Genomic DNA, 25607 nt, shown 5'->3' with positions numbered 1-25607 from the left:
GGTTTCCCATGAGCAAAGATGCTTCCAATCCGTTTTCCAGACTGAATGCGCGGGACTTTCCTTCCCGCAATGAACGAGACAACGAGAAAAAGCAGCGCCGTGCCAAAACGGTGGTGAAGAACAGGGACGCCGAAGCCGTCGCTCTGGACGCCGATGAGCAGCTTTTCATGCAGGCCATGGGCGGAAACGTGCGTGTGCTGTCTTCGCCTGAATCCCCGAAGGGCAGAGCGGCAGGAAAGCGCGCCGGAAGCGTTTCGGACGGCGACAACGACAGCTTTGCCAGAGCGCTGGAACATGAGGGCGTGAAGAAGCTTTTGCAGAAAAAGTCGGAAAGGAAGACGCAGGAAGCGCCCAAGCCCGAGCCGGAGGAGGAAAAGGAACCCGCCACGCTGACGGCCATGGCGCTTGCCGGCGCGCGCATAGGTCGGCGCGACGACTCGGCGCTCATGGCCGAGGCCGCCGGAAAGGGCGCGGATGCCGATGACAGCCGTGATTTCTTCAGCGCCATCAAGGGAACGGTGCCGCTCAACGGCAAGGGGCGCGACGTGCCTGTGGAACCCGAACCTCCGCTCGTGCCGGTGACGGATCCTCGTCATCCTCTGCAGGACTTCATGGAAGGCAAGGTGGAATTTTCGGTGGCGAGCACTGCGGAGTACGCCGAAGGTCATGTCGTCGGGCTGGATCTCATGATTGTTTCCCAGCTCCAGTCCCGTCAGTTCAGCCCCGAAGCGCATATCGATCTGCACGGGCTCAACTGCGAGCAGGCTTTCCAGAATCTGGTGGGCTTCTTCCGCAATGCCTACTACAAAGGGTCGAGAACCGTGCTCATCGTCACCGGCAGAGGACTCAATTCGGTGAACGGCGTGCCCGTGCTGCGTTCCCGCGTGCAGCAGTGGCTTACCCAGGACCCCTTCAAGCGCGTGGTGCTGGCCTTCTGCACCGCAAAGCAGGAAGACGGCGGCGCGGGAGCCTTCTATGTGCTCATACGCAGACGCAAGAAGAGCTACGGAAAGATCCGCTGGGACGTCATGCCGTCGGATCCCGACCTTTACTCCTGATGCGAAGCGTGTTCATGGCGGGCAGATTCCGGGAACGTCTGCCCGTTTTTTATGCTGCCGGCCGCAAGTCACAAGACCGTCGTCCGGCGGAGAGTAAAGAAGAATGCGCAGGTCTCCCCGTCCGAGGAAGGGAGTCGACGAGGCGGCGTGAAGCTCCGCCTGCGCCGACGGCCCCGGGAAGAAAGGCGGCCTCCTCGCTGTCTCATGAGGGTGCCTCCGGGACCTTTTTTCTGCAAGGACGTCCGCTGTAAAAACTTTCGGACATTTCAGGCGCGGCCGTAGCATTGCGTCAAAGTCTTTACTCTTGATGAAAAACGCGGGCTCGGCTATAGTTATGCCATTGAGGCCTGCGTCTGGGCCTTTCTTTATGCAACAGCCCCTTTCCGAGGGAGGACGATATGCAAGCTCCTGAAAAAAATCTGGCGTTCGATCTGCTCCGTGTAACGGAATCCGCAGCTCTTTCCGCGGCCCGCTGGCTGGGAAAGGGTGCGAAGGAAGACGGGGACGGCGCGGCTGTGGACGCCATGCGTCTGTCTTTTGACTCCCTTTCCATCAAGGGTCGCGTCATCATAGGCGAAGGCGCCAAGGACGAGGCCCCCATGCTGTATAACGGCGAGGAAGTCGGCGACGGCACGGGGCCTGCCATCGACATTGCCGTGGATCCCGTGGAAGGCACGAATCTGCTGGCGCTCGGGCGTCCCAACGCCATTGCCGTCATAGGCGCATGCAAGTCGGGCTACATGTACAACCCCGGCTCCAGCTATTATATGAAGAAGCTCGTGGTGGGCCCCGAAGCCCGCGACGTGGTGGACATCGACGCTCCCGTGTCCGACAACCTTCAGGCCGTGGCCCGTGCCGTGGGCAAGGACATCAACGACCTTGTGGTGTTCGTGCTCGACAAGCCCCGGCACAAGGGACTCATCGAGGAAATCCGCAAGACCGGCGCGCGCATCACCCTGCATACCGACGGCGACGTGGCGGGCTCGCTCATGGTGGCCGACCCCAGCGTGGACGTCGACGTGATGATGGGCACCGGCGGAACTCCCGAAGGCGTGATTTCTGCCTGCGCCATCAAGGGCGTGGGCGGTCAGATGTTCGGCCGCTTCGACCCGCAGTCCGACGCCGAGCGGCAGGCCATGATTGCGGAAGGTACAAGACTGGATGAGATTCTTACCGTGGATTCCATCATACGCGCCGACGACGCCTTTTTTGCCGCCACCGGCATTTCCGGCGGAACCTTCCTCGGCGGCGTGAGCTATTCCGGCAGAGGCGCCGTCACCCATTCTCTGGTCATCCGTGCCAAGACCGGCACCTTCCGCTACATTGAATCCCACCATAACTGGGAACGGCTGATGAAGTTCAGCTCCGTTCGTTACGACTAGATTTCCGCAGGGGCCGAAAACGGCTCCGGCGGGTGCCAAAAACGCAGACAGTAAGCGTCCGACGCCGCGGAATCTTCCCGGGCGCGGGCGGCGCGGTCTGCGCATCGCCCAGCCCTGCGCAGACAACGTGCTTTTTTATGGCGCAGCCCCCGTGTTCGGACGGCCTGCGCGTATGACCCATAACACCCAGTCAGGGAGTATGGAAATGAACAGTGTCAAGACCGCCATCCTGTTCCCCGGTCAGGGGGCGCAGGCATCTGGCATGGGAAGGCGTCTCGCCGAGGCGTCTTCCGATATCATGGATATCTGGAAGAAGGCGGAAAGCATAAGCGGCCTGCCGCTGCGCGAAATATACTGGGAGAGCGACGACGCCACGCTCATGGCCGAAACCCGCAATCTTCAGCCCGCCATCACCGTGGTCAACCTTGCGCTCTGGCTGAGCGTGGCCGACCGGCTTTCTCCTGCCTGCGCGGCCGGTCACAGCCTGGGAGAATTCAGCGCTCTGGCCGCGGCCGGCGTGCTTGAAATGGACAAGGTTCTGGAACTCGTTTCGCTGCGCGGACGTCTCATGGCCGACGTGGATCCCGAACACATAGGCACCATGTGCGCCATGATCCGCCTCTCTCAGGAACAGGTGGAAGCCGCCGCCAGAGAGGTTTCCGAAAGCACCGGCAAGCTGGTGCGCGTGGCCAACAAGAACACGCCGCTTCAGTTCGTGCTGAGCGGACACCGTGAGGCCGTGGAGGCCGCAGCCGAAAAGCTCAAGGCCGAGAATCCGCGCGCCAAGGGCTTCCCTCTTGCCGTGAGCGGAGCCTTCCACACGCCCATGATGGCCGAGGCTTCGGCGGAATTTTCCAAGCTGCTGGACAAGCAGGACTGGCATGACGCGAGATTCCCCATTTATTCCAACATCAACGGCGAACCTTTGAGCGATGCTGAGGCGCTGCACGGCGCCATGCGTCGTCAGATGACTTCTTCCGTCTGCTGGGTGGACACCATTTCCAACCAGTGGAGGGACGGCGTGCGCCGCTGGGTGGAATTCGGTCCCCAGGGCGTGCTTACCCGCATGGTCCGTCCGATTCTCGTGGCTGCGGACGTGGCTGACGGCAGCTACACCACCGTTCACATACCCAATAAAGACGCCGTTGATGCATTTGAAGGATAACGATGCGCGACATACTTCTCATTGAAAGGGCACTCCGTGACATTGTGGCCGGAAACGGCTGGCAGTGGCCTGAAAAGGCCGTTCTGGAAATTCCCAGAGAGTCCAGCTACGGCGATCTGGCCACCAATCTGGCCATGGTGCTTTCCAAGCAGGCAAAGGCCGCGCCCCGCGTGGTGGCCGAAAAGATTCTGAAGGAGCTTTGCGAAAAGTTCCCCGGTCTCGTCACGGCCGAAATCGCCGGCCCCGGCTTCATCAACATCACCTTCGCGCCGTCGTTCTGGCAGGGCGTCGTTTCCGAGGTGGAGGAGCAGGGCAGGGCGTTCGGCTCCTCGAAGAACGGCAGCGGCCGCCGCATCGTGGTGGAATACGTTTCCGCCAACCCCACCGGCCCCCTGCACATCGGTCACGGACGCGGCGCCGCCGTGGGTGACTCGCTCACCCGTCTGCTGCGTTTTGCCGGCTACGACGTGTCCACGGAATATTACATCAACGACGCCGGTCGTCAGATGCGTCTTCTGGGCGATTCCGTGTATCTGCGCATGCGCGAGATATGCAACCTGCCCGTGACCTATCCCGAAGATCCCAAGGGCTGGTATCACGGCGACTACATCCGCGACATCGCCCGCGAGATGCTGGAAAAGGATCCCTCCCTGCCGGAACGTCCCGAAGCGGAGGCCAAGGACCTGTGCTACGAATACGCCTGCGCCACCATTCTGGCGGGCATCAAGGAAGACCTCCGGGAATTCCGCGTGGAGCATCAGGTCTGGTTCTCGGAAAAAAGCCTCGTGGACGCCGGAAAGGTTGAGGAAGCCTTCGACAAGCTGCGCGCCATGGGCCTCGTGTACGACAAGGACAACGCCGTATGGCTGGCCACCCAGCAGTTCGGCGACGACAAGGACAGAGTGCTCAGAAAGAGCGACGGGTATCTGACCTATTTCGCCTCCGACATCGCCTATCATGCCAACAAGTTCGAGCGCGGCTTCGACGAGTGCATCGACATATGGGGCGCGGACCATCACGGCTATGTGCCCCGCATGAAGGCCGCCATCACCTGCATGAAGCATGACCCGGAAAAGGATTTTCACGTGGTGCTCATCCAGATGGTGAACCTCATGCGCGGCGGCGAGCCCGTGGCCATGTCCACCCGTTCCGGCGAGTTCGTCACCCTGCGCGAAGTGCTCGACGACGTCGGTACCGACGCTGCGCGCTTCATGTTCCTTTCCCGCAAGAGCGACAGCCCGCTGGACTTCGATCTGGATCTCGTGAAGCAGCGCAACATGGAAAATCCGGTGTACTACGTTCAGTACGCCCATGCCCGCGTGGCCGCGCTGCTGCGTCGTGCCGCCGATCGCGGCGTGGTCCTGCCCGAGCGCTGCCCGGCGGACATGCTGACCCCGCTTACCTCTGCCGACGACCTGGCGCTTCTGCGCGAGGCGGAACGCTTCCGCAACGTGGTGGAAGACGCGGCCCGCGCCCGTGCGGCGCACCCCGTCAGCTTCTATCTCATGGAGCTCGCCGGCAGGCTGCACAGCTACTATGCCAACAACCCCGTGCTGAGCGGCGACGATGAAGCCGTGATGAAGGCCCGTCTTGCGCTTTTGCGCGCCGTGAGCGTCGTCATTGCCAACGGCCTTGATCTGCTCGGCGTCAGCGCTCCGGAATCCATGTAGTCATGGCCAACGCCTTCTATCGCAGTTCATCTTCAAGCGCGAAGAAAAACAGCGACCGGGAACGCCGGACGAGCACCTTCTTTGCGTCGGAGGAAAGTTCGGACGCCGCGGCATCCTCTGCCGCGGCCGAAGACTCCTCTTCGCGCAAGAGTTCCGCCGCGCGCACCCAGAGCCGGTCGGAAGGGCGCAGCGTGTTCGCCTGGCGGGCGAACATCACGCCTTCGGCTCTCGTGACCATGAGCGTGCTTGCGCTCGTCATGCTGGGCTTCTGCTTCCTGTCCGGCGTCATCGTGGGCCGCAGCAGCATGCCGCTGCCCCAGGCCCTTGAGCTCGACACGCTTCTTTCGGAAGAACCAAAGGAGAGCGCAGGAGAGAGCGAGGAGCCGGAGAAGATTCTTCCCAAGGAAGAGCTGCGCTTCATGACGAGCCTGAAGAGCGACGCCGCAGGAGGAGTGCTTGCCGACGCTCAGAAGGACTCGGACGCGAAGCCCGCAGTGACGCAGGAAAAGGCCAGACAGGAAAAGCCCGCCCAGGAAGTGCAGAAGCCCAGGGAACCCCAGTTCGACTATGTTCTGCGCGTGGCCGCCTTCAAGGAGGCCAAGCAGGCGCAGACGCTTCTGAACACGCTTACCAAGGACGGACTTCGCGCCCGCCGCACGCAGACGAAGACCAGCCGGACCACGTGGTATTACGTGCAGGTGCTCATGCGCGGCAGCAAGGCCGATCTTCAGATGCTGCGCCGCAAGCTGGACGGCTACGGCCTGCACGACGCCATGGTGCTGAGTGAAAAGGCCGTAAAGGGCAAATAGCGTCTCTGCGGCGGAGGAGGGCGTCTTGCCGCCTTCCGGGACGCGCCGCTTCCGGCGGTGCCGTTCTTCGCATACTTGACAAAGAAGGGCACGGTAGGTATTTTGTCATGTTTCCAGAGGTAAAGCATGGATCTTAGACACATCGCACTCAATGAGATTGACCCCCAGGGGATGAACCTTACGGTTTCCGACGAGGAAGTCTGGAAGACTCCGCTGAAGGAATATCATGTGTCATGCCGCATAGTTGAGCCTGTCATTGCGGATGTTTTCCTGCTTCCGCAGCAGGACGGCTGTCTGCTTCGCGGCACGATACGGGGCGTTGTGGCCATGCCGTGCAATCGTTGCATGGAAGAGACTCTTGTGGTGCTGAACCAGAGCTTCGACGAGTTCGAGGAATACCCCGGACAGGCCGGAACCGAACCGGAAGAGGAAGATCCTGCCGACATTCTGGATGAATGCGCCGTGACCATGGAGGGCGGAGCGCCTTTTCTTGATCTGGCGTCCCTTTTGTGGGAGGAGTTTTCGCTGGCCCTGCCGGTGAAGCCTCTCTGTAAGCCGGACTGCCGGGGCCTGTGCCCCGTGTGCGGCAAGAATCTTAATGAAGGTGCCTGCAGCTGTTCCCGCGACAGCGGGGATCCGCGGCTGGCTGCTCTGCGTCAACTGAAAGTGAAACATCAGGGGTGATTCCCCCGTTTCCGAGATAAGGAGAAACAACATGGCCGTTCAGCAGAACAAAAAGTCCCACTCCAGAAAGTGCATGCGTCGTTCTCATGACCGCGTGGCCAAGCCCACCGTCATCTACTGCTCCTGCGGCGCTCCCACCAAGCCCCACAGTGTCTGCCCTTCCTGCGGCAAGTACGACGGTCGTCAGGTCGAACCTGTAGCCAGCGATGAGCAGTAATCGCGCAAGACTCGCCGTGGACGCCATGGGCGGGGACTTCGGTCCCTCCGTGGTTGTTCCCGGCGCGCTTCAGGCCGCTCGCAACACGGGGGCCAAAGTAATCCTCGTCGGTATCGAGGAAGAAATCCGCAAGACCATCGCCGGCCTTCCCGATGCGGGTGAGGAGGGCGATCTTTATGAGATCGTCAACGCCACGCAGCTGGTGGAGATGACCGACAAGCCTTCGGAGATTCTTCGTACCAAGAAGGATTCTTCCATGCAGGTGGCATGCAGGCTTGTCCGCCAGGGAGAAGCCGACGCCTTCATCAGCGCCGGTCACTCCGGTGCGGCCTATGCCTGCGGCATGTTCATACTCGGGCGCATCCCGGGCGTGGAGAGGCCTGCGCTGGCTTCCGTGATTCCTACGGAAAAGTCTCCCATGCTCCTGCTTGACGTGGGCGCCAACGTGGAGTGCCGCCCGCATCATCTTTTTCAGTTCGGGCTCATGGGAGCCACCTTCGTCAAGGACATCCTCGGCTACGAGGATCCCAGAGTGGGCATCCTGAGCATCGGCGAGGAGGAAGGGAAGGGCAATTCCCTCGTCAAGAGCAGTTACGAACTGCTCAAACAGGCCTCCAACCTCAACTTCATCGGTAATGCCGAGGGCAGGGATCTGTTCACCGGCAACATCGACGTTGCGGTGTGCGACGGCTTTGTGGGCAACATCGCCCTCAAGCTGAGCGAAGGGCTGGCTTCTTCCCTGACGCATCTTCTGAAAAGGGAACTTCTGAACAACGGGGTGCTGCCCCGTCTGGGCGCGTTCCTTTCCATGAAGGCCTTCCAGAACTTCAAGAAGATGGTGGACTATGCGGAGTACGGGGGCGCGCCCCTTCTCGGTCTGAAGGGCATTGCCATCGTGTGCCATGGCAAGTCCAACGTCAAGGCCATCACCAGCGCCGTGACCATGGCCAACACCTACGTGGTCAAGGGAACGCAGCAGCGTCTGGTGGAAACCATCAGCGCCAACGAGGAGCTGACGAGTTACGGCCGCACCGTATAGTTTCCTGCATCATGTTTTTCGTCATGCGGAAAGCTTCTTTCATGGGAGCTTTCCGCATGACGCGCCATAAGACGACGCTCCGTCGTCCGACGTGTCAAGGTGCCTTTCCCTGCGCACCTGCCGGCCGCTTCGTCCCTGTGCGGAAAATGCGCGGCTTCTCCCGGAAGGCGGTCCGTAGGGACTTTCCTCCGTCTCAAAAGGAACGACTGCCGCCCGGGTGCGGCCGTGTTCGGACATCTCATGAATCATCCCTGCTATATTTGTGGACTCGGCTCCTGCATTCCTCCCCGCGTCATGACCAATCATGACCTGGAAAAGCTGGTGGAAACCTCCGATGAGTGGATCACCACCAGAACGGGCATCAAGGAACGGCATGTTCTCGAAGATGGCGTCAATGCTTCCGACTGCGGCGTGAGCGCCGCCCGTGCCGCTCTTGACGAGGCCGGTGTTTCTCCGGAAGAAATCACCCATATTTTTGTTGCCACCTGCACTCCCGACTACCTGTGCCCCAGCACGGCCTGTCTCATCGCCGGCAAGCTCGGCATCAGCGCCTCATCGGGGCGCATGGGCAGAGTGATGTGCATGGACTTCAACGCCGCATGCACCGGTTTCGTCTACGGGCTGGAACTGGCGCGCGACGTCGTGGCCGCCCATCCCGACGCCATGGTGCTGCTTGTCGCCACCGAGGCTCTTTCCCGCCGCACCAACTTTACCGATCGCACCACCTGCGTCCTCTTCGGCGACGCGGCCGGCGCCGTGGTCGTCCGCGGCTCCGACAAGGGCGCGCTCTGGCAGGTCCGCGACTCCGTATGCTCGTCCGACGGCTCCCTGCACGACCTCATCAAGATAGGCGGCGGCTCCGCCTGCCATGTGAAGGAAGGAGACGTCATAGGCGCGGACTGGTTCATTTCCATGCAGGGCATGGCGGTGTTCAAGCATGCCGTGCGCAGCATGACCGAAGAGAGCCAGAGCATTCTTGCGCGCAACGGCGTTTCGCTGGAAGAGCTCGATCTGTTCATTCCCCACCAGGCCAATCTCAGAATCATCAAGGCCGTGGGCGAGCGTCTGGGCATAGACGAGAACAAGGTCTTCGCCAACGTGCAGCACTACGGCAACACCTCCGCCGCCACGCTTCCCGTTGCCATGGAAGACGCCCGCCGTCTCGGCCTCCTCCGTCCCGGCATGAAGGTTCTGCTGACCAGTTTCGGCGGCGGAATGACCTGGGGTTCCGTGCTTCTGGCCTAGTTTCTCCGTTGTCATTTCCCCGGAAAACGCTTAGTATCCGTCCATCAGGAGCATGTGTATGAGCGAACTCACCCCTACCGCGCTTGTCACCGGCGGTTCCCGCGGCATAGGCCGCACCGTGGCGCTGACCCTCGCCGCCGCCGGCTACCAGATATACTTTACCTACGTGAGCCGTCCCGAGGCGGCGGAGCAGACCGTGGCCGACATTGAGGCCGCAGGCGGTCATGCCCGCGCCTTCCGTCTGGACTCCGGCGATTCCGAAGCCGTAAGCCGCTTCTTTGCCGAGGAAATCAAGGGCAAGGTTCATCTTTCCGTTCTCGTGAACAACGCCGGCATCACCCGCGACGGGCTTGTGCTGCGCATGAAGGATGAAGACTTCGACGCCGTGGTCAACACCAATCTGCGCGGAGCCTTTCTTTTCCTGCGCGAGGCCGCCAAGATCATGACCCGTCAGCGCGACGGACGCATCATCAACATCTCTTCCGTCGTCGGGCAGATGGGCAACGCCGGACAGATCAACTATGCCGCAGCCAAGGCCGGGCTCATAGGCATGACCAAGTCCGCGGCCAAGGAACTCGGCAGCCGCTTTGTCACCGTGAACGCCGTGGCTCCCGGATTCATCGAGACCGACATGACGGCCGCTCTTGCTGAAGACGTGAGAAAAGCCTATGTTTCCGCCATCCCGCTGGGCCGTCTCGGCTCCGCGCAGGACGTGGCCGATGCCGTGGCGTTTCTTGCGTCGGACAAGGCCTCGTACATCACCGGTCAGGTCCTTGCCGTGAACGGCGGCCTGTACTGCTGAGGATATTTTCGGAAAAGCCCGGCATTGTCCCTGCGCCGCGAGGCCGGGGAGAGGGCCTTTCCCCTTGTCGTTTGGTATGGCCGGATGCAGTGCTTCCGGCCGAATCTGGAAAACCTGAAACACCCCCTGGAGGGAAACATGGCCGCCGTTGAAGATAAAGTTAAGCAGATCATCGTGGAACAGCTTCAGCTTTCTGAAGAGGAAGTGACTCCCGAAGCTTCCTTCATCGAAGATCTGGGTGCCGACTCTCTCGACCTGACCGAGCTCATCATGGCCTTTGAAGAAGCCTTTGGCGTGGAAATCGCCGATGAAGACGCCCAGAAGATCCTGAAGGTCAAGGACGCCATCAACTATATTGAAAGCAAGCAGAAGTAAGTTCTTACTTCCTTTCATCTTGTTTTCACGAAGATGCCGGGGAGCTTCGGGTTCCCCGGCGTATTCGGGTTAAGAGCGGCTTCGCTCCGGCGCCCGCGGAAGCGGAAGGCCGACTCCTGCTGAGGAACGATGTTTCGGCACGCAGGAATCGCGGCCCGCAAGGGGCGCCGCTTTTCAGGCCCGCGATTTTCCGGGCCGGGAGCTGTTCCCTGCAGCTTGTTTCGCGGAAGGAGAGGTCCGCGGGACGGACGTTCGTTTTCGGGCCATGCCATGGATGTTTCGGGACGGTCGGTCCGGGGCGTTTTCCGGCATGATGCCGGCGTCTTTCTCAGGGAGCCTTGTCCCGTCACCTTTATATGGAGTTGTTCCGCGTGGATCGTAAGCGCATAGTCATCACCGGCCTTTCTGCCATCACTCCTCTGGGTACCGACCTTGAGAGCAGCTGGGAGGCCCTTCTTGCAGGCAAGTCCGGCATCGGCCGCATCACTCAGTTTGATTCCACCGAATTTCCCACGCACATCGCGGGCGAAGTGAAGGACTTCAAGCCCGAGACGTTCATTCCGGCCAAGCAGTGCCGCAAGATGGACCGTTTCTGTCAGCTGGCCGTGTGCGCCGGCATGCAGCTCATGGCCGATTCCGGCCTCAAGATAGACGAGAGCAACGCCGGACGAGTGGGCGTGGTTCTCGGCGTCGGTCTCGGCGGCCTCAAGACCATTGAGGACTTCCACGAAAAGCTGCGCACCTCCGGCCCCAACCGGGTTTCTCCCTTCTACATTCCCATGCTCATTTCCAACATGGCCCCCGGCCAGGTGGCCATATTCACGGGAGCGAAGGGCATCAACGTCGTGTCCACGAGCGCCTGTGCCTCGGCTCTGCACGCCATAGGCAGCGCCTATGATCAGCTCGTGCTCGGTCGTGCCGATGCCGTCATCACGGGCGGCGCCGAGTCCACCATCACGGAAATGGGCATTTCCGGATTCACGTCCATGAAGGCTCTCTGCACGGCCCATCAGGACGAGCCTGAAAAGGCCTCCCGTCCCTTCGACGCCGGACGCAGCGGCTTCATCATGGGCGAAGGCGCGGGCATGCTCATGCTCGAGACCCTTGAGCACGCGCAGGCCCGCGGTGCGAAGATCTATGCCGAAGTGGCCGGTTTCGGCGCTTCCGACGATGCTCATCACATGGTCGCCCCGCTGGAGACCGGCGAAGGCATGGCTGCCTGCATGCGCAACGCGCTTGCCGATGCCGGGGTTTCGCCCGACGTCATCGACCATGTGAGCGCGCACGGCACGTCCACCCATGCCAACGACGCGGCTGAAACCAGGGCATTGCATGAAGTCTTCGGCGATCACGCCGGAAAGCTGGCCATTACGGGCGTGAAGTCGCAGATAGGCCATCTGCTCGGCGCCTCCGGCGGCGTGGCCAGCGTGTTTGCCTCCATGAGCCTGACCACCGGCATGGTGCCCGGAACCATCAATCAGGAAACACCCGATCCCGAGTGCGACCTCAATTATATGGGCGAGGGATCGAAAAAGCTCGATCCTTGCTATGTCATGATAAACTCCTTCGGCTTCGGCGGCACGAATGCCAGCCTTGTGCTGAAGAAGTTTACCGCGTAATCTGCAGGGCCGGAGCAACCGGCCCTCAATTTTCAGGAACGGAGAACCATGGACGAACTGATTCTGCGCGACCCCGAGGTCGCGGACGCCATCTGGAAGGAATCCCGCCGTCAGGTGAGCAAGCTTGAACTCATCGCGTCGGAAAACTTTGTATCCTCTGCCGTGCGCGAGGCGCAGGGCTCCATCATGACGCACAAGTATGCTGAAGGATACCCCGGCAAGCGTTATTATGGCGGCTGCGAATTCGTCGACATCGTGGAAAATCTCGCCCGTGACCGAGCGATGCAGCTCTTTGACTGCGACTTCGCCAACGTTCAGCCCCATGCGGGCAGCCAGGCCAACATGGCGGCCTATCTTGCCCTCATCAAGAACGGCGACACCGTGATGGGCATGGATCTGACGCACGGCGGTCATCTGACGCACGGCAGCCCCGTCAACTTTTCCGGCCGCGAGTATCATTTCGTTCCCTACGGCGTGAACCGTGAAACGGGACGCATCGACTACGACGAGCTTGAAAGAAAGGCCGAGGAATGCCATCCGGCCCTCATCGTGGCCGGCGCGAGCGCCTATTCCCGAATCATCGACTTCGAGCGCTTCCGCAAGATAGCCGACAAGGTCGGCGCGAAGCTCATGGTTGACATGGCTCACATCGCCGGTCTCGTGGCCGCCGGACTTCATCCTTCTCCGCTTCCCTGGGCCGACATCACCACCACCACGACGCACAAGACCCTGCGCGGTCCCCGCGGCGGCATGATTCTTACCTGTCGCGGCGAGGAATACGGCAAGAGCATCAACAGCAAGGTGTTCCCCGGCATACAGGGCGGCCCGCTCATGCACGTCATCGCGGCCAAGGCCGTGGCACTCGGCGAAGCGCTGCGTCCCGAGTTCAAGGACTATCAGGCTCAGATCCTCCGCAACGCGAAGGTGCTTGCCTCCTGCCTTGTCGACGCAGGCTACGACCTCGTTTCCGGCGGCACGGACAATCATCTCATGCTGCTTGACCTGACGCGCAAGGACATCACCGGCAAGGACGCCGAACACGCGCTGGATCTGGCCGGCATCACGGTGAACAAGAACACGGTTCCCTTTGAGACCCGTTCTCCCTTCGTCACGTCCGGCGTGCGCATCGGCACGGCCGCGCTCACGACGCGCGGCATGAAGGAAAAGGACATGGAAAAGGTGGGCGGCTGGATCGTGGACGTGCTTTCCAACACCACCAACGAGACTCGTCTTGCCGAGATTCGCGGTGAAGTGGAAGCCTTTGCCCTCCAGTTCCCGCTGTTTGCCTGGTAAATGACGGGGCGGCCCTGCGCTCTTTTGCGCGCGGGGCCGCTTTTTTTCCTTGTTTTCAAACGGATTCTCACGTGATAGTTTCCGGAGATGAAACGGGAGGATTTATGGCGCAGGGCGGCAGAGCAAGCTGGCCACGATATTTCATGGACATCGCCTATCTAGTGGCGGAGCGTTCCACCTGCCTGAGAAGGAAGGTCGGCGCCGTGGCCGTTCTGGACAGGCGCATTCTTGCGACAGGCTACAACGGCGCGCCTTCCGGAGTGCCGCACTGTCTTGAGTCCGGCTGTCTGCGCGCACAGCTCGGCATTCCTTCCGGTCAGCGTCATGAGATCTGCCGGGGCATACATGCCGAGCAGAACGTCATCATTCAGGCCGCCGTGCATGGGATTTCCCTGCGGGGCGCAGAGCTTTTCTGCACAACGTATCCGTGTTTCATCTGTGCGAAAATGCTTATTAATTGCGGCATCAAGAAAATATGGGTTTCTGAAAATTACCCGGATGAGCTGTCCAAGGCCATGCTGGCCGAGGCGGGAGTGGAGGTCATGCACCTTCCTCACGGCGCGGACGAGGCCTGCCCTGCGGGGGGAGAGATGCAGGGCGCAGCTGCGGAAGAAAATGAAGGAGGCAGAGCGTGAATCAGCACGAAACATTCATGCGGGCGGCTCTGGAACTGGCCGAAAGAGGCCGCTGGAGCACGGCTCCCAATCCTACGGTGGGCGCCGTGCTGGTGCAGGACGGAAAAATAGTCGCCGAGGGCTGGCATCAGGTCTGCGGGCAGGCTCATGCCGAGGTCAACTGCCTGCGCGATGCCAGGGAAAAGGGCGTGGATGTTTCCCGCTGCACGTTGTACGTGACGCTTGAACCCTGCAATCATCAGGGCAAGACGCCTCCCTGCACGAAGGCCATTCTCGAGGCGGGCATTTCTCATGTGGTCGTCGGCATGCCCGACGTGAACGCGCAGGCTGCCGGCGGCGCGGAGTATCTTCGCTCCATGGGCGTTTCCGTGGAAACGGGGATTCTTGAAGCCGAGTGCCGTGATCTTGTGGCGGACTTCGTCGTATGGCAGACGACTCGCCGTCCGTACGTCATCCTGAAGATGGCCTCCACGCTTGATGGCCGCATCGCCACCCGTGCGGGGCGTTCACAGCTCATTTCCAACCGGGCTTCCCATGAGGAGGTCATGCGTCTGCGCGAAAATATAGGGCGCGCGGGCGGTGCGGTGCTCGTGGGCGGCAACACGTTCATGCTCGACAATCCCAGACTCACGGCACGCACGCAGAGCGCGCAGCGTCAGCCGCTGGCCGCGGTCATGACGTCCAGACTGCCCGCGGGGGACGCCTCCTGCCATCTGCTCGACGAGCGTCCCGGCGACTGCGTGTTCTTCAGCACGGCGGCGCAGGCGGCCTCGCCTTCCGCCGCGGCCCTGCGCAATCGCGGCGCGCGCGTGTACGGCGTGGATTGTCCCGCGGGCAAGCACGCCCTGGACGCGGAGGAAGTGCTCACGCGTCTGCGGGAGGACGAGCACTGTCTGTACGTGCTCTGCGAAGGCGGCGGGAGACTGGCGCTTTCGCTTCTGGAACGCGGACTGGTGGATGAATTTCATCTTCATCTTGCGCCCATCATTCTCGGCGACGCCGACGCGACCCCCGTCTTTGCCGGCCGCACGGCGGACAGCATGGAAGACGCCCTCAGAATGCGAGTGGTGAAGACTTCCGTGGTGGGCGGGGACATTCACCTTTATTTTCGCGCGGACAGGGGCTAGCCATGTTTACCGGACTTGTGGAAGGGCAGGGCCGCATCGAGGCCATGGAAAAGCGGGGCGGGGACATCCTTTTCCGTTTCCATCCTCTTTTTCCGTGGGACAGACCGGAAATCGGCGAGTCCGTCGCCTGCAACGGGGTGTGTCTCACCATGGAGACCTGGATTCCCGCCGGGCCTTCCTTTACGGCCTTCGCTTCGGCGGAGACGCTTTCCTGTTCCAACCTGGGCGCCCTTGCCGTGGGCGGCCGCGTGAACATGGAGCGGGCCATGGCCATGGGCGAGCGCTTCGGCGGGCACATCGTGAGCGGTCATGTGGACGCGGTGGCTCATGTGGAGAGCGTGCGTCCCGTGGGACAGTCGAGATGCGTCCGTCTCGTCTTCGCGCCGGAATGGAGCGCGCAGATCGTTCCCAAGGGCTCGGTCACGCTGGACGGCATCAGCCTGACGGTGAACGACTGCGGTCCGGGCTTCCTTGAAGTTAACGTCATTCCCGAAACCTGGCGGGTGACCACCGTGGCCTTCTGGCGTCCGGGTTCCGCGGTGAATCTTGAAACGGACGTCATCGGCAAGTATGTGAAGCACCTCATGCAGCCCTATGTCGCTTCCGGCGACGACAAGGCTCCCGAGGAGCGAGTGACCATGGACTTTCTGCGCCGTAACGGCTTTGGCTTTTGAGGTAGCGTATGCCCCTGTGCAGTGTGGAAACAGCCCTTGACGATCTGAAGAACGGTCGGATGATCATCCTCGTGGATGACGAGGACCGTGAAAACGAAGGCGACCTTGTGGCGGCCGCCGAGTTCGTCACGCCTGAAATCATCAATTTCATGTCCCGTGAGGGAAGAGGACTCATCTGCCTCTCCCTTTCCGCGGAGCGCGCCGACGCGCTGGATCTGCCGCTCATGACGCGGCGCAACGGTTCGCGGTTCGGCACGAACTTCACCGTGTCCATCGACGCGAGAAAGAGCGCCTTTCCGCCCATTTCCGCAGCCGGACGCGCCCATACCGTGCGCACGGCCGTTGCCGACGGCGCAAAGCCGGCCGATCTCGTGACGCCCGGATGCGTGTTTCCTTTGCGTGCGAAGAAGGGCGGCGTGCTCACCCGTGCGGGACAGACGGAAGGCAGCGTGGACCTGTGTCGCATGGCCGGCCTCGGGGAGGCGGCCGTCATCTGTGAAATCATGAAGGATGACGGTACCATGGCGCGTATGCCCGATCTTGAGAAATTCGCCGAGGCGCACAATCTGCACATCGCCGCCAACAAGGACATCATCCGTTGGAGGCTGGAGCACGGAGAGGTGGCCGTCAAAAGGGCCGCCGAGGCTTCCATGCCCACCAAGTACGGGAATTTCCGCATCATCGCCTACGAAAATTCTGTGGACGGACGCACGCATGTGGCGCTCGTGAAGGGAGACGTGACCACGGACGAACCCGTGCTCGCCCGCGTGCACAGCGAATGTCTGACCGGCGACGTGTTCGGTTCCATGCGCTGCGACTGCGGGGGGCAGCTTGCCGCGGCCCTTTGCCGCATAGAAAAGGAAGGTCGCGGCGTTCTGCTCTACATGCGCCAGGAAGGGCGGGGCATAGGTCTGGCCAACAAGATAAAGGCCTATGCGCTGCAGGAACAGGGACTGGACACCGTGGAGGCGAACATTCGTCTTGGCTTCCGTCCCGATTTGCGCGATTATGGCGTCGGCGCCCAGATTCTGGTGGATCTGGGCATTCGCAAGCTCCGTCTTCTGACCAACAATCCCACCAAAATCGTGGGGCTGGAAGGGTACGGGCTTGACATCGTGGAGCGGGTGCCCATCGAGCAGGAGCCCGGCCGCTACAATGAAGATTACCTGCTGACGAAGAAAGAAAAAATGGGCCACCTGCTTCGGCGGGTATGCCCCAAGACAGAGTGAGGAAATCATGTATTCCGTCAAGACCATAGAAGGACAGCTCAATGCCCAGGGCCTGAAGATCGCCATCGTGGCGTCGCGTTTCAACGATTTCATCGTTCAGCATCTGGTGGAAGGCGCCATTGACTATCTGACCCGTCACGGAGCCTCTCAGGAAGACATCACCGTGGTGCGCGTTCCCGGTGCGTATGAACTGCCCATCGTGTGCAAGAAGCTGGCGGCGTTCTCGCAGTACAGCGGCATCATCGCCCTCGGCGCGGTCATTCGCGGCAGCACTCCCCACTTCGACTATGTCTGTGCCGAGGCCTCCAAGGGCATCGCTCAGGTGTCGCTGCAGTCGGGCCTGCCCGTGGGATTCGGCCTTCTGACCTGCGACACCCTGGAACAGGCCATTGAACGCGCCGGCGCCCATGTGGGCAACAAGGGCGCGGAAACCGCCGCCGCCGTGGTGGAAACCATCCGCGTCATGGAGCAGCTGTAATGGGTGTGAAAGAACCCTCCCGTCGCGCTCAGCGCCTGCTGGCCTTTCAGGCCCTGTACGGTCAGGAATTTCTGGAATGCACTTCCGTGGAACAGCTCAAGGCGGCCTTTCTCGCCGTGCCCCGTCAGGACGAGGCACTGGAGCAGGAAGGCGAGCCTTCCGGCTTTGCCTGGGAGCTTGTGTACGGCGTATGGCAGCATCGCGACGAGCTGGATGCCGTCATCGAACGTTTCGCCCGCAACTGGCGGCTTGATCGCGTGGGACGCGTGGAACTGAACCTGCTGCGTCTCGGCGTGTATGAAATGCTGTATCGCGCCGATGTTCCGGCCAAGGTTTCCATGAACGAAGCTCTTGAGCTCGACAAGCAGTACGGCGATTCCCGGTCCCACACCTTCGTGAACGGCATTCTCGATGCGGTGAGCAAGGCCGTGGACAAGGGAGAGCTTCGCATCCGCGGCTGAGGTCCGGGTACGGGCAGGTATTTTCCCGATATGCACAGCGGGCGCAAGCCCGAAGTTTTCAAGGAACTAAAATGGCACTTTCGTCTCGTTACGATCCTCATGCGCTGGAAGAAAAATGGCAGAAGATATGGGCTGAAAAGGGCTCCTTCGACTGCGATGTCGATTCTTCCAAACCCAAGTATTTTCTTATGGAAATGTTCCCGTACCCTTCGGGCAACATTCATATGGGACACGTCCGCAACTATTCCATAGGCGACGTCATGGCCCGCTTCCGCCGTCTGCAGGGCTACAACGTCCTGCATCCCATCGGCTGGGACGCCTTCGGCCTGCCTGCGGAAAATGCCGCCATCAAGCACGGCACGCATCCTGCAAAATGGACCTACGCCAACATCGACAACATGCGCTCCCAGCTCAAGCGCATGGGCTATTCCTATGACTGGCGCAGGGAAATTGCGACCTGCCGTCCCGAATACTATCGCTGGGAACAGGAATTTTTCCTGAAGTGCCTGGAAAAGGGGCTTGTGTACCGCAAGAAGGCCCCGCAGAACTGGTGCCCGAGCTGTCATACCGTGCTCGCCAATGAACAGGTCATCGACGGAAAGTGCTGGCGCTGTGATTCCGAAGTGGAACAGAAGGACCTTACGCAGTGGTTCTTCCGCATCACGGCCTATGCCGACGAGCTGCTTGTCGACCTCAAGAAGCTGGAAAAGGGCTGGCCTTCCCGCGTGCTCACCATGCAGCACAACTGGATAGGCCGTTCAACCGGCGCGGAGATCGTGTTCAAGCTGGAAGGGCGCGAAGGCGAGATCAAGGTGTTCTCCACCCGTGCCGACACGGTGTTCGGCGTGACCTTCATGACGCTGGCTCCTGAGCATCCGCTGGTGGAATCCCTCATTGCCGGTCGGGAAAACGAGGCCGAGATCCGCGCCTTCATCGAGCGTACCCGCAACATGGACCGTCTCGACCGTCAGTCCGAAACCCTGGAAAAGGACGGCGTGTTCACGGGGGCCTACTGCCTCAATCCCTTTACCGGCGACCGCATTCCGATCTGGCTCGGCAACTTCGTGCTGGCCGACTACGGCACCGGCGCGGTCATGGCCGTGCCCGCGCATGATCAGCGCGACTTCGACTTCGCCCGCAAGTTCGGCATCGGCATCAAGGTCGTGGTGAGCCCCGAAGGCGGGGAACTCGATCCCGCGACCATGACGGAAGCCTATGTCGATCCCGGAGTTCTGGTGAACTCCGGCGAGTTCACGGGCATGCCCAATGAAGAGGGCAAGGCCGCCATCATCAGAAAGCTCGAAGAAACGGGCAAGGGCCGCGCCACGGTGAACTACCGCCTGCGCGACTGGAACATTTCCCGTCAGCGCTACTGGGGCGCCCCCATTCCCGTGGTCTACTGCAAGAAGTGCGGCGTGCAGCCGGTCCGGATCGAAGATCTGCCCGTGCGTCTGCCTCTTGACGTGAAGACCTGTGACGACGGTCGTTCTCCTCTGCCCGAAACGCCTTCCTTCGTGGAGACCGTGTGCCCCTGCTGCGGCGGCCCCGCCCGTCGCGAGACGGACACCATGGACACCTTCGTGGAATCTTCCTGGTATTTTGCCCGCTACACCTCCGCCCGCAAGGACGACGCGCCCTTCGACATGGAGGCTCTCAAGTACTGGCTGCCCGTGGATCAGTACATCGGCGGCGTGGAGCATGCCATTCTGCACCTTCTGTATTCCCGCTTCTTCACCAAGATGCTGCGGGACTTCGGGTACCTGCCCGCCGACATGGACGAACCCTTCAAGAATCTGCTCACGCAGGGCATGGTTCTGCTCGGCGGCAGCAAGATGTCCAAGTCCAAGGGCAACATCGTGGATCCCGACGCCATGGTGCAGAAGTACGGCGCCGACACCGTGCGTCTGTTCTGCCTGTTTGCGGCGCCTCCGGAACGCGACTTCGACTGGAGCGACAGCGGCATTGAAGGCTCCTACCGTTTCGTGAGCCGCGTGTGGAGAATGTTCTCCGAGATGCAGTCCATTCTCAAGCCCGTGAATGCCTGTTCCGACCTCTCCCCCGCGGCGAGCGACGCCGTTCGTGCCCTGCGGCGCAGCGAACACGCCACCGTGAAGAAGGTGGGCGAGGACATTGCCGAGCGCAATCAGTTCAACACGGCCATTGCCGCCATCATGGAACTCGTCAACGCCGTCAACCAGTACCGCGAGGAACTTTCCGCCACGGAGGAGGGCCGCAACGCTCTGTCTTCCGCCATGGCCACGGTGCTTGTCATGCTCTTCCCCTTCACGCCTCACATGTGCGAGGAAGTCTGGCAGCAGCTCGGTCATGTCGATTCCCTGGACGACGTGCGCTGGCCCGCATGGAGCGAGGACGCACTCAAGAAGGACGTGATCACCGTGGTGGTCCAGGTCAACGGCAAGCTGCGCGGCAAGGTGGAAGTGCCCGCCGATTCCTCCCGTGAGGACATGGAAAAGGCCGCTCTTGCCGAGCGTTCCATCCAGAATCACATTGCCGGAAAGACGGTGCGCAAGGTCATCGTGGTGCCCGGCAAACTGGTCAACATCGTCGCGGAATAGCGCCGCGCGATGGGAAATACGGGCCTTCCCGCCCAAGGCGGGAAGGCCGGGAACGGAGGGACTTTTCTCTTCGTTCAAGGAGAAAAGTCTTTCCGGCGTCTCCCGGAAGCCGCCCTGTGACGGCAGTCCGCGGGGACGCCTCATCCTGCGTCGCCATGAAGGAATGTCTGATGATAAGACCAAGGGGAACCTGGAAGGGACTGATTGCGGCCGCCGCCTGCTGCCTGAGTCTGTTTGCCGGCGGCTGCGGCTACAGCCTGGACGGCTATTCCACCAGCAGCTCTCGCGCCGTCAGCATACTTGGCGACGGAAACAGCACGCTCAAGATCGACAAGGTGGATCAGGTCACCATGTATCCCTGGGTGCAGTATTACCTGCGCGGCATCGTGCGCGACGAGGTGAACCTGCGCCGGCTTGCTCGCTGGGTGGACAGCGGCAACGCCGACTATCTGCTTACCATCACCATGCCGGGCTTCCGCGTTCGTTCCTCGGTGTCCAACTACGTGGACAACACGCTGCTCAGCGATACCGTGGTGCAGATCGAGCTTGTCGTCCGCAGCGGGAAGACCGGAGCCGTGGTCTGGCGTTCCGGCGTGATCTCCTACAGCGACAAGTTTGAAACCGTGGATGAGTCCAGCGCCATTCGCGACGGTCTGAAGGAAGCGCTGCGCCGGGCTCTCGACCGTATGCAGCAGAATTTCTGACGCCGGCGTTCTGGAGAAGCGAATGGACAGGCCGGGGTTCTTTTTCTGCATATGTCCCGATGCCGCCCTGCTGCGAGAGTACGTGGAGAGGGAGCTCGTCGCTCCTTTTGCGTCCGGCGGCAGCGGGGCGCCTGGGCCTGACGTTCAGACCTTTTGGGGCGACGAGGGGCTGGATCGTCGTTTCTGGGACGCGCTGACGCTGCTCGGCATGGATGGACGCAGCCGTGTGCTCATAGTGCGCGGTGCGCATCAGCTTCCGGCGGACGTGTGGAAAAAGCTTTCGTCGCTGCTCGGCACGCCCCGTCCCGGCATCCTGCCCGTGTTCTGCCTTGAATGCCCCTGGGAAAAAGGGCAGTCGAAGCTTCCCGCCCACGTGGCGAAGCTCAAGTGCCTTGCCTTTGCCGAAAGCCGAAAATGGGTATGGCGCTCCATGGGCATAGACGTCCGCTCTCTGCGGCAGTACGTGCAGAAGCAGGCCGCCGCCGTGGGACTGCGTCTGAATCCCGACGCCCTCAATGCGCTTTCGGAAATGCTCATCCCCGATGCCGCCGCCATCCGCGGCGTGCTGGAGCAGCTTTATCTTGCTTCGGCCGACGGCTCCGTGGATGCTGATCTTGTGCGCCAGATGACGGAATTCACGCCCGATGCCGTCATATTCGACGTCATCCGCCAGCTTGAGAACGGCAATCCCCGTGCCGTGTGGAAGGTGCTTCTGCGTGAGGGCGACGGCGGAGAATCGCTGCTTTTTCCCCTTCTTACGCTCATGGCCAGAGAGGCCCGCATTCTCTGGCAGATGAATGCCGGAGAGCGGGTGTTCGTCCCTCAGTTTCTGGAAAACGAGAAGCGAAGGCTTGCCGCCCGTCTCGGATTCGAGGGCCTCTGTCGAGTTTTTGCGGCTCTTGAAGCGGCCGAGCTCTCCGTGAAGAGCGGCGCAAGACAGCCGCTTCAGGCCATGGAAGAGCTGACGGCTTCTCTTTCTCTCATATTTTCCTCTCCCCGCGGAGAAAAGGGTTCGGGACGCTGAATACCATGAAGGACGGCACGCCCCATTCCGAAGCTGATCTTCGCGCCGGTCACAGAAAGCGTCTTCGGGAACGTTTTCTTTCGGATCCTTCGGCGCTTCCCGATTATGAACTGCTTGAGCTGGCGCTCGGCTGCGTATACATGCGCCGGGACAACAAGCTTCTTGCCAAACGGCTTCTTGCCCGCTTCGGCTGCTTTGACGGTCTGCTTTCCGCCTCTTCGGAAGAGCTGGCCGGGGTGGAAGGCTGCGGGCCGGCCGTTGATAGTTTTCTTGTGCTTCTTCGGGAAATCATTGCCCGTGCATCGCAAAGCAACGTACAACAAAAGCAGGCCATTACGCTGCCCGACATCGTGGAAATGGGCAGGAGGCGGCTGAAGCATTGCGCAGAGGAAGAAGTGTGGGCTGCGCTTCTGGACAAACAGAACAGACTGCTTATGTTTAAAAAGATTCGTCATGGCTCTATGGATCATGTGTCTCTGGAACCTCTTGAGGTCGTGGAGCTCATGATAAAGAGCCGTGCCAGCAGCCTTGTTCTCATGCACAACCATCCTGGCGGCACATACATGCCGTCGCAGGAGGACAGGGCTCTGACAGGACGCATAGCCCTGACGCTCCGGCAGCTGGGCCTGTTCCTGCACGATCATGTGATCATCACTTCCGACGCCGCATTCAGCATGATGCGTGACTGCCGCCTGAAGTGACGAAAAGGAATGTACGGGATCTGCCCGAATGAGGATAGCATGAGCAATACGCAAAAGATACCTTCCGCAATGCCGGAAGAAGACAAGAAAGACCTGCTGGAACAGGATCCGGAACTTTCCGCCCCTGTGGAAGTTCGGGCCGAAGCTTCGAACGATTCCGGACACGACTCCGGGGAAGAGCAGGAAAAACAGGGGGGAGACTCCGGGGACGCACCCGCCGGCGAGAACGACGAGCTGGCCCCCGCCATTCCTTCCGTTTTGCCGGTGCTTCCTCTGCGTGACAGCGTGGTGTTCAATTCCATGATAGTGCCGCTGTTCGAAAATCGCGAAAAAGCCATGGAAACCGTGGAGTTCGCGCTTAACGGCAATCGGTATCTGCTGCTTTGCGCCCAGCGCGACGCCTCGGCCGAGGAACCTTCGCCCGAGGAACTGTACGACGTCGGTTCCGTGGTCATGATACTGCGCATGATCAAGATGAACGACGGTCAGGTGAAGCTTCTGGTTCAGGGGCTGACGCGGGCCCATGTGGAGGAGTTCGACAACGACGGCCCCATTCTGCTCGCACGCGTGCAGGTGCTCGACGAAAAGCGCGGGGATGTTTCCGACGTGGAACTTGAGGCCATGATGCGCTCCGCGCGGGAGCAGAGCGACAAGATTCTGCATCTTCGCGGACTTCCCTCCGGGGAGATCATGAACGTGCTCAATTCCGTCAACGATCCCGGCAGACTGGCCGACATCATCGCGGCCAACATGCGTCTGCGCGTCGACGAGGCACAGGCGATTCTCGAATGCCTCGACCCGGTTGAGCGTCTGCGCCTTGTCAATGATCATCTCATCCGCGAAGTGGAAGTGGCCGCCATGCAGGCGCGCATTCAGAGCATGGCGCGGGAAGGAATGGACAAGGCGCAGAAGGATTATTTTCTGCGCGAACAGCTCAAGGCCATTCACAAGGAACTTGGAGACGGAGAAGACGCGGACGACGAGAACGAAAATCTCAGGAAAGCCCTTGAAAAGGCTTCTCTTCCTCCCGACGCTCGACGCGAGGCCGACAAGCAGCTGCGGCGCCTTGCCTCCATGCACGGAGACTCCGCCGAAGCCAACGTGGTACGCACGTATCTTGACCTTCTTGCCGAGCTTCCGTGGAAGAAGATGTCCCGCGACAGGCTGGACATTGTGAAGGCCGCCGCCATCCTTGACGAAGATCACTTCGGCCTTGAAAAGGTGAAGGACCGCATTCTGGAATTTTTGAGCGTGCGCAAGCTGAATCCCGACTCCAAGGGGCCGGTGCTCTGCTTCGTCGGGCCTCCCGGCGTGGGCAAGACGTCGCTCGGACGTTCCATCGCGAGAGCGCTCGGACGCAAGTTTCAGCGCATCTCCCTCGGCGGCATGAGGGACGAAGCGGAAATCCGCGGCCACAGGCGCACCTACATCGGCGCCATGCCGGGCCGCATCATTCAGGCCATACGTCAGGCCGGAACGCGCAATCCGGTCATCGTTCTGGATGAAATCGACAAGCTCGGCAACGACTTCCGCGGCGATCCAGCCTCGGCGCTTCTGGAGGCGCTGGATCCCGAACAGAATTCTCATTTCAGCGACCACTATCTGAACCTGGAGTTCGACCTTTCCAAAGTGCTGTTTCTCTGTACGGCCAACCAGCTCGACACCATTCCTGCGGCTCTTCTGGATCGTCTTGAGATCATTCATCTTTCAGGCTACACCGAGCAGGAAAAGCTGGCCATTGCCCGCAAATATCTGCTGAAGAGGCAGATTGCAGAAAACGGTCTGAAGGAGGATGACATCGTGTTTCGCGATGCGGCCATTGCGCGCGTCATTCGCGGATACACGCGAGAAGCCGGTCTTCGCGGCCTCGAGCGGCAGCTCGGCTCCATATGCCGGAAGCTTGCAAGGCGCAAGGCCGAGGGAGAAAAGCCTCCCTTCGTGGTCACGCCGGCGCTTGTGGCGCGTCTGCTCGGCGCTCCTCGATTCCTTGACGAAGAAAAGGAAAAGGAACTTCTGCCCGGTGTCGCCCTCGGTCTGGCCTGGACGCAGGCCGGAGGCGAAGTGCTGCATGTGGAAGTGAGCACCATGGAAGGGAAGGGCGGACTGCTTCTGACCGGACAGCTCGGCGACGTCATGAAGGAAAGCGCTCAGGCCGCCGTGACGTACGCGCGTTCCCATGCCAGAGAGCTGGGCATAGATCCGGACTTCTCCCAGAAGCTGGACATTCATATTCATGTGCCCGCCGGTGCGACGCCCAAGGACGGACCTTCCGCAGGTGTGACGCTGGTTTCGGCCCTGGTATCCGCGCTTACCGGGTGTCCTGTCCGCGGCGATACCTGCATGACTGGTGAAATCACGCTTCGAGGACGGGTGCTTCCCGTGGGCGGCATCAAGGAGAAAATTCTCGGCGCTGTGGCGAGAGGGCTGAAGAGAGCCGTCATTCCGACGCAGAACGTCAAGGATCTTGAAGAGATTCCTGCCGATCTGCGTCGCAGGATAGAAATACACACGGTAAGCACCATAGGTGAACTGCTTCCTCTGGTCATGGAGAAAAAGAAAGAGAAGGAAGCATCATAGAGCCGGTTTTGACGAAGCCGGACGACAGAGGAGCGGCCGCTTCCTTCGGGGCGGCCGCTCCTC

At 61.0% G+C, this 25607-nt stretch carries 24 protein-coding genes; all 24 read left to right on the top strand.

The annotated features are described in order from the left end of the window. The first annotated feature begins 8 nt into the window (after nucleotides 1-8). The 24 genes from QZZ60_RS00120 to lon all read left to right on the top strand — a co-directional run bounded on the left by QZZ60_RS00120 (nucleotide 9) and on the right by lon (nucleotide 25544). The gene (locus tag QZZ60_RS00120) at nucleotides 9-1058 is read left to right on the top strand and encodes a Smr/MutS family protein (protein WP_295636150.1); all 1050 of its coding nucleotides are present in this window, start codon (nucleotides 9-11) and stop codon (nucleotides 1056-1058) included. 398 nt (nucleotides 1059-1456) lie between these two features. Continuing rightward, entirely contained in the window at nucleotides 1457-2440 is a 984-nt protein-coding gene (gene glpX / locus QZZ60_RS00115) for a class II fructose-bisphosphatase (protein WP_295636148.1), read from the top strand. A gap of 205 nt (nucleotides 2441-2645) precedes the next feature. Beyond that, nucleotides 2646-3605, top strand: coding sequence for an ACP S-malonyltransferase (locus QZZ60_RS00110; protein ID WP_295636146.1), 960 nt, complete (start codon nucleotides 2646-2648; stop codon nucleotides 3603-3605). A 2-nt stretch (nucleotides 3606-3607) separates the two neighbouring features. After that, complete coding sequence (argS, locus tag QZZ60_RS00105) at nucleotides 3608-5275, top strand: arginine--tRNA ligase (RefSeq protein WP_295636144.1); 1668 nt, start codon at nucleotides 3608-3610, stop codon at nucleotides 5273-5275. Between the two features lie 2 nt (nucleotides 5276-5277). Continuing rightward, entirely contained in the window at nucleotides 5278-6084 is an 807-nt protein-coding gene (locus tag QZZ60_RS00100; RefSeq protein ID WP_295636142.1) for an SPOR domain-containing protein, read from the top strand. 126 nt (nucleotides 6085-6210) lie between these two features. Continuing rightward, nucleotides 6211-6768, top strand: a complete 558-nt coding sequence (locus QZZ60_RS00095) for a DUF177 domain-containing protein (protein WP_295636140.1) — start codon at nucleotides 6211-6213, stop codon at nucleotides 6766-6768. Between the two features lie 31 nt (nucleotides 6769-6799). Next, nucleotides 6800-6985 (top strand): 50S ribosomal protein L32, encoded by a 186-nt coding sequence (gene rpmF / locus QZZ60_RS00090; protein ID WP_294447246.1) that lies wholly within the window; start codon nucleotides 6800-6802, stop codon nucleotides 6983-6985. After that, entirely contained in the window at nucleotides 6975-8024 is a 1050-nt protein-coding gene (gene plsX, locus QZZ60_RS00085; protein WP_295636138.1) for a phosphate acyltransferase PlsX, read from the top strand. The genes rpmF and plsX overlap by 11 nt, the downstream gene beginning before the upstream one ends. A 240-nt stretch (nucleotides 8025-8264) precedes the next feature. Continuing rightward, nucleotides 8265-9269 carry a beta-ketoacyl-ACP synthase III gene (locus tag QZZ60_RS00080; protein WP_295636136.1) on the top strand — a complete coding sequence of 335 codons (1005 nt, stop codon included), beginning with the start codon at nucleotides 8265-8267 and terminating at the stop codon, nucleotides 9267-9269. 58 nt (nucleotides 9270-9327) lie between these two features. Beyond that, complete coding sequence (gene fabG / locus QZZ60_RS00075) at nucleotides 9328-10071, top strand: 3-oxoacyl-[acyl-carrier-protein] reductase (RefSeq protein WP_295636134.1); 744 nt, start codon at nucleotides 9328-9330, stop codon at nucleotides 10069-10071. 138 nt (nucleotides 10072-10209) lie between these two features. Then, entirely contained in the window at nucleotides 10210-10446 is a 237-nt protein-coding gene (locus tag QZZ60_RS00070; protein WP_077072368.1) for an acyl carrier protein, read from the top strand. 371 nt (nucleotides 10447-10817) lie between these two features. Next, the gene (gene fabF, locus QZZ60_RS00065; RefSeq protein WP_295636131.1) at nucleotides 10818-12065 is read left to right on the top strand and encodes a beta-ketoacyl-ACP synthase II; all 1248 of its coding nucleotides are present in this window, start codon (nucleotides 10818-10820) and stop codon (nucleotides 12063-12065) included. Nucleotides 12066-12113: 48 nt separating this feature from the next. Beyond that, nucleotides 12114-13358, top strand: a complete 1245-nt coding sequence (gene glyA, locus QZZ60_RS00060) for a serine hydroxymethyltransferase (RefSeq protein ID WP_295636129.1) — start codon at nucleotides 12114-12116, stop codon at nucleotides 13356-13358. Between the two features lie 104 nt (nucleotides 13359-13462). Then, entirely contained in the window at nucleotides 13463-13993 is a 531-nt protein-coding gene (locus tag QZZ60_RS00055; RefSeq protein WP_295636297.1) for a cytidine/deoxycytidylate deaminase family protein, read from the top strand. Further along, entirely contained in the window at nucleotides 13990-15120 is a 1131-nt protein-coding gene (gene ribD / locus QZZ60_RS00050; RefSeq protein ID WP_295636127.1) for a bifunctional diaminohydroxyphosphoribosylaminopyrimidine deaminase/5-amino-6-(5-phosphoribosylamino)uracil reductase RibD, read from the top strand. The genes QZZ60_RS00055 and ribD overlap by 4 nt, the downstream gene beginning before the upstream one ends. Nucleotides 15121-15122: 2 nt before the next feature. After that, nucleotides 15123-15794 (top strand): riboflavin synthase, encoded by a 672-nt coding sequence (locus tag QZZ60_RS00045; protein ID WP_295636125.1) that lies wholly within the window; start codon nucleotides 15123-15125, stop codon nucleotides 15792-15794. 8 nt (nucleotides 15795-15802) lie between these two features. Further along, nucleotides 15803-17023: a bifunctional 3,4-dihydroxy-2-butanone-4-phosphate synthase/GTP cyclohydrolase II gene (locus tag QZZ60_RS00040; RefSeq protein ID WP_295636122.1), complete on the top strand. Its 1221-nt coding sequence runs from the start codon at nucleotides 15803-15805 to the stop codon at nucleotides 17021-17023. 7 nt (nucleotides 17024-17030) lie between these two features. Continuing rightward, nucleotides 17031-17501, top strand: a complete 471-nt coding sequence (ribE, locus tag QZZ60_RS00035) for a 6,7-dimethyl-8-ribityllumazine synthase (protein ID WP_295636120.1) — start codon at nucleotides 17031-17033, stop codon at nucleotides 17499-17501. Next, nucleotides 17501-17962 carry a transcription antitermination factor NusB gene (nusB, locus tag QZZ60_RS00030; RefSeq protein ID WP_295636118.1) on the top strand — a complete coding sequence of 154 codons (462 nt, stop codon included), beginning with the start codon at nucleotides 17501-17503 and terminating at the stop codon, nucleotides 17960-17962. Before ribE ends, nusB begins: the two co-directional genes overlap by 1 nt. Before the next feature lie 71 nt (nucleotides 17963-18033). Beyond that, entirely contained in the window at nucleotides 18034-20538 is a 2505-nt protein-coding gene (gene leuS, locus QZZ60_RS00025) for a leucine--tRNA ligase (RefSeq protein WP_295636116.1), read from the top strand. A 170-nt stretch (nucleotides 20539-20708) separates the two neighbouring features. Beyond that, nucleotides 20709-21242 (top strand): LPS assembly lipoprotein LptE, encoded by a 534-nt coding sequence (locus tag QZZ60_RS00020; protein ID WP_295636114.1) that lies wholly within the window; start codon nucleotides 20709-20711, stop codon nucleotides 21240-21242. Between the two features lie 22 nt (nucleotides 21243-21264). Then, nucleotides 21265-22266: a DNA polymerase III subunit delta gene (locus QZZ60_RS00015; protein WP_295636112.1), complete on the top strand. Its 1002-nt coding sequence runs from the start codon at nucleotides 21265-21267 to the stop codon at nucleotides 22264-22266. Nucleotides 22267-22271: 5 nt separating this feature from the next. Beyond that, complete coding sequence (locus tag QZZ60_RS00010) at nucleotides 22272-22967, top strand: RadC family protein (RefSeq protein ID WP_295636110.1); 696 nt, start codon at nucleotides 22272-22274, stop codon at nucleotides 22965-22967. Between the two features lie 39 nt (nucleotides 22968-23006). Next, nucleotides 23007-25544 carry an endopeptidase La gene (lon, locus tag QZZ60_RS00005; RefSeq protein ID WP_295636108.1) on the top strand — a complete coding sequence of 846 codons (2538 nt, stop codon included), beginning with the start codon at nucleotides 23007-23009 and terminating at the stop codon, nucleotides 25542-25544. Nucleotides 25545-25607 lie beyond the last annotated feature (63 nt).

The sequence above is a fragment of the uncultured Mailhella sp. genome (genome assembly GCF_905187505.1).
Lineage (GTDB): Bacteria > Desulfobacterota > Desulfovibrionia > Desulfovibrionales > Desulfovibrionaceae > Mailhella.
Note: the sequence above shows the minus strand (reverse complement) of the source record. Positions and strands in the feature narration are given on the sequence as shown.

Coding starts and splice junctions, on each gene's coding strand:
- QZZ60_RS00120 (WP_295636150.1), top strand. CDS start 9: ATGAGCAAAGATGCTTCCAATCCGTTTTCCAGACTGAATGCGCGGGAC.
- glpX (WP_295636148.1), top strand. CDS start 1,457: ATGCAAGCTCCTGAAAAAAATCTGGCGTTCGATCTGCTCCGTGTAACG.
- QZZ60_RS00110 (WP_295636146.1), top strand. CDS start 2,646: ATGAACAGTGTCAAGACCGCCATCCTGTTCCCCGGTCAGGGGGCGCAG.
- argS (WP_295636144.1), top strand. CDS start 3,608: ATGCGCGACATACTTCTCATTGAAAGGGCACTCCGTGACATTGTGGCC.
- QZZ60_RS00100 (WP_295636142.1), top strand. CDS start 5,278: ATGGCCAACGCCTTCTATCGCAGTTCATCTTCAAGCGCGAAGAAAAAC.
- QZZ60_RS00095 (WP_295636140.1), top strand. CDS start 6,211: ATGGATCTTAGACACATCGCACTCAATGAGATTGACCCCCAGGGGATG.
- rpmF (WP_294447246.1), top strand. CDS start 6,800: ATGGCCGTTCAGCAGAACAAAAAGTCCCACTCCAGAAAGTGCATGCGT.
- plsX (WP_295636138.1), top strand. CDS start 6,975: ATGAGCAGTAATCGCGCAAGACTCGCCGTGGACGCCATGGGCGGGGAC.
- QZZ60_RS00080 (WP_295636136.1), top strand. CDS start 8,265: ATGAATCATCCCTGCTATATTTGTGGACTCGGCTCCTGCATTCCTCCC.
- fabG (WP_295636134.1), top strand. CDS start 9,328: ATGAGCGAACTCACCCCTACCGCGCTTGTCACCGGCGGTTCCCGCGGC.
- QZZ60_RS00070 (WP_077072368.1), top strand. CDS start 10,210: ATGGCCGCCGTTGAAGATAAAGTTAAGCAGATCATCGTGGAACAGCTT.
- glyA (WP_295636129.1), top strand. CDS start 12,114: ATGGACGAACTGATTCTGCGCGACCCCGAGGTCGCGGACGCCATCTGG.
- QZZ60_RS00055 (WP_295636297.1), top strand. CDS start 13,463: ATGGCGCAGGGCGGCAGAGCAAGCTGGCCACGATATTTCATGGACATC.
- QZZ60_RS00045 (WP_295636125.1), top strand. CDS start 15,123: ATGTTTACCGGACTTGTGGAAGGGCAGGGCCGCATCGAGGCCATGGAA.
- QZZ60_RS00040 (WP_295636122.1), top strand. CDS start 15,803: ATGCCCCTGTGCAGTGTGGAAACAGCCCTTGACGATCTGAAGAACGGT.
- ribE (WP_295636120.1), top strand. CDS start 17,031: ATGTATTCCGTCAAGACCATAGAAGGACAGCTCAATGCCCAGGGCCTG.
- nusB (WP_295636118.1), top strand. CDS start 17,501: ATGGGTGTGAAAGAACCCTCCCGTCGCGCTCAGCGCCTGCTGGCCTTT.
- leuS (WP_295636116.1), top strand. CDS start 18,034: ATGGCACTTTCGTCTCGTTACGATCCTCATGCGCTGGAAGAAAAATGG.
- QZZ60_RS00020 (WP_295636114.1), top strand. CDS start 20,709: ATGATAAGACCAAGGGGAACCTGGAAGGGACTGATTGCGGCCGCCGCC.
- QZZ60_RS00015 (WP_295636112.1), top strand. CDS start 21,265: ATGGACAGGCCGGGGTTCTTTTTCTGCATATGTCCCGATGCCGCCCTG.
- QZZ60_RS00010 (WP_295636110.1), top strand. CDS start 22,272: ATGAAGGACGGCACGCCCCATTCCGAAGCTGATCTTCGCGCCGGTCAC.
- lon (WP_295636108.1), top strand. CDS start 23,007: ATGAGCAATACGCAAAAGATACCTTCCGCAATGCCGGAAGAAGACAAG.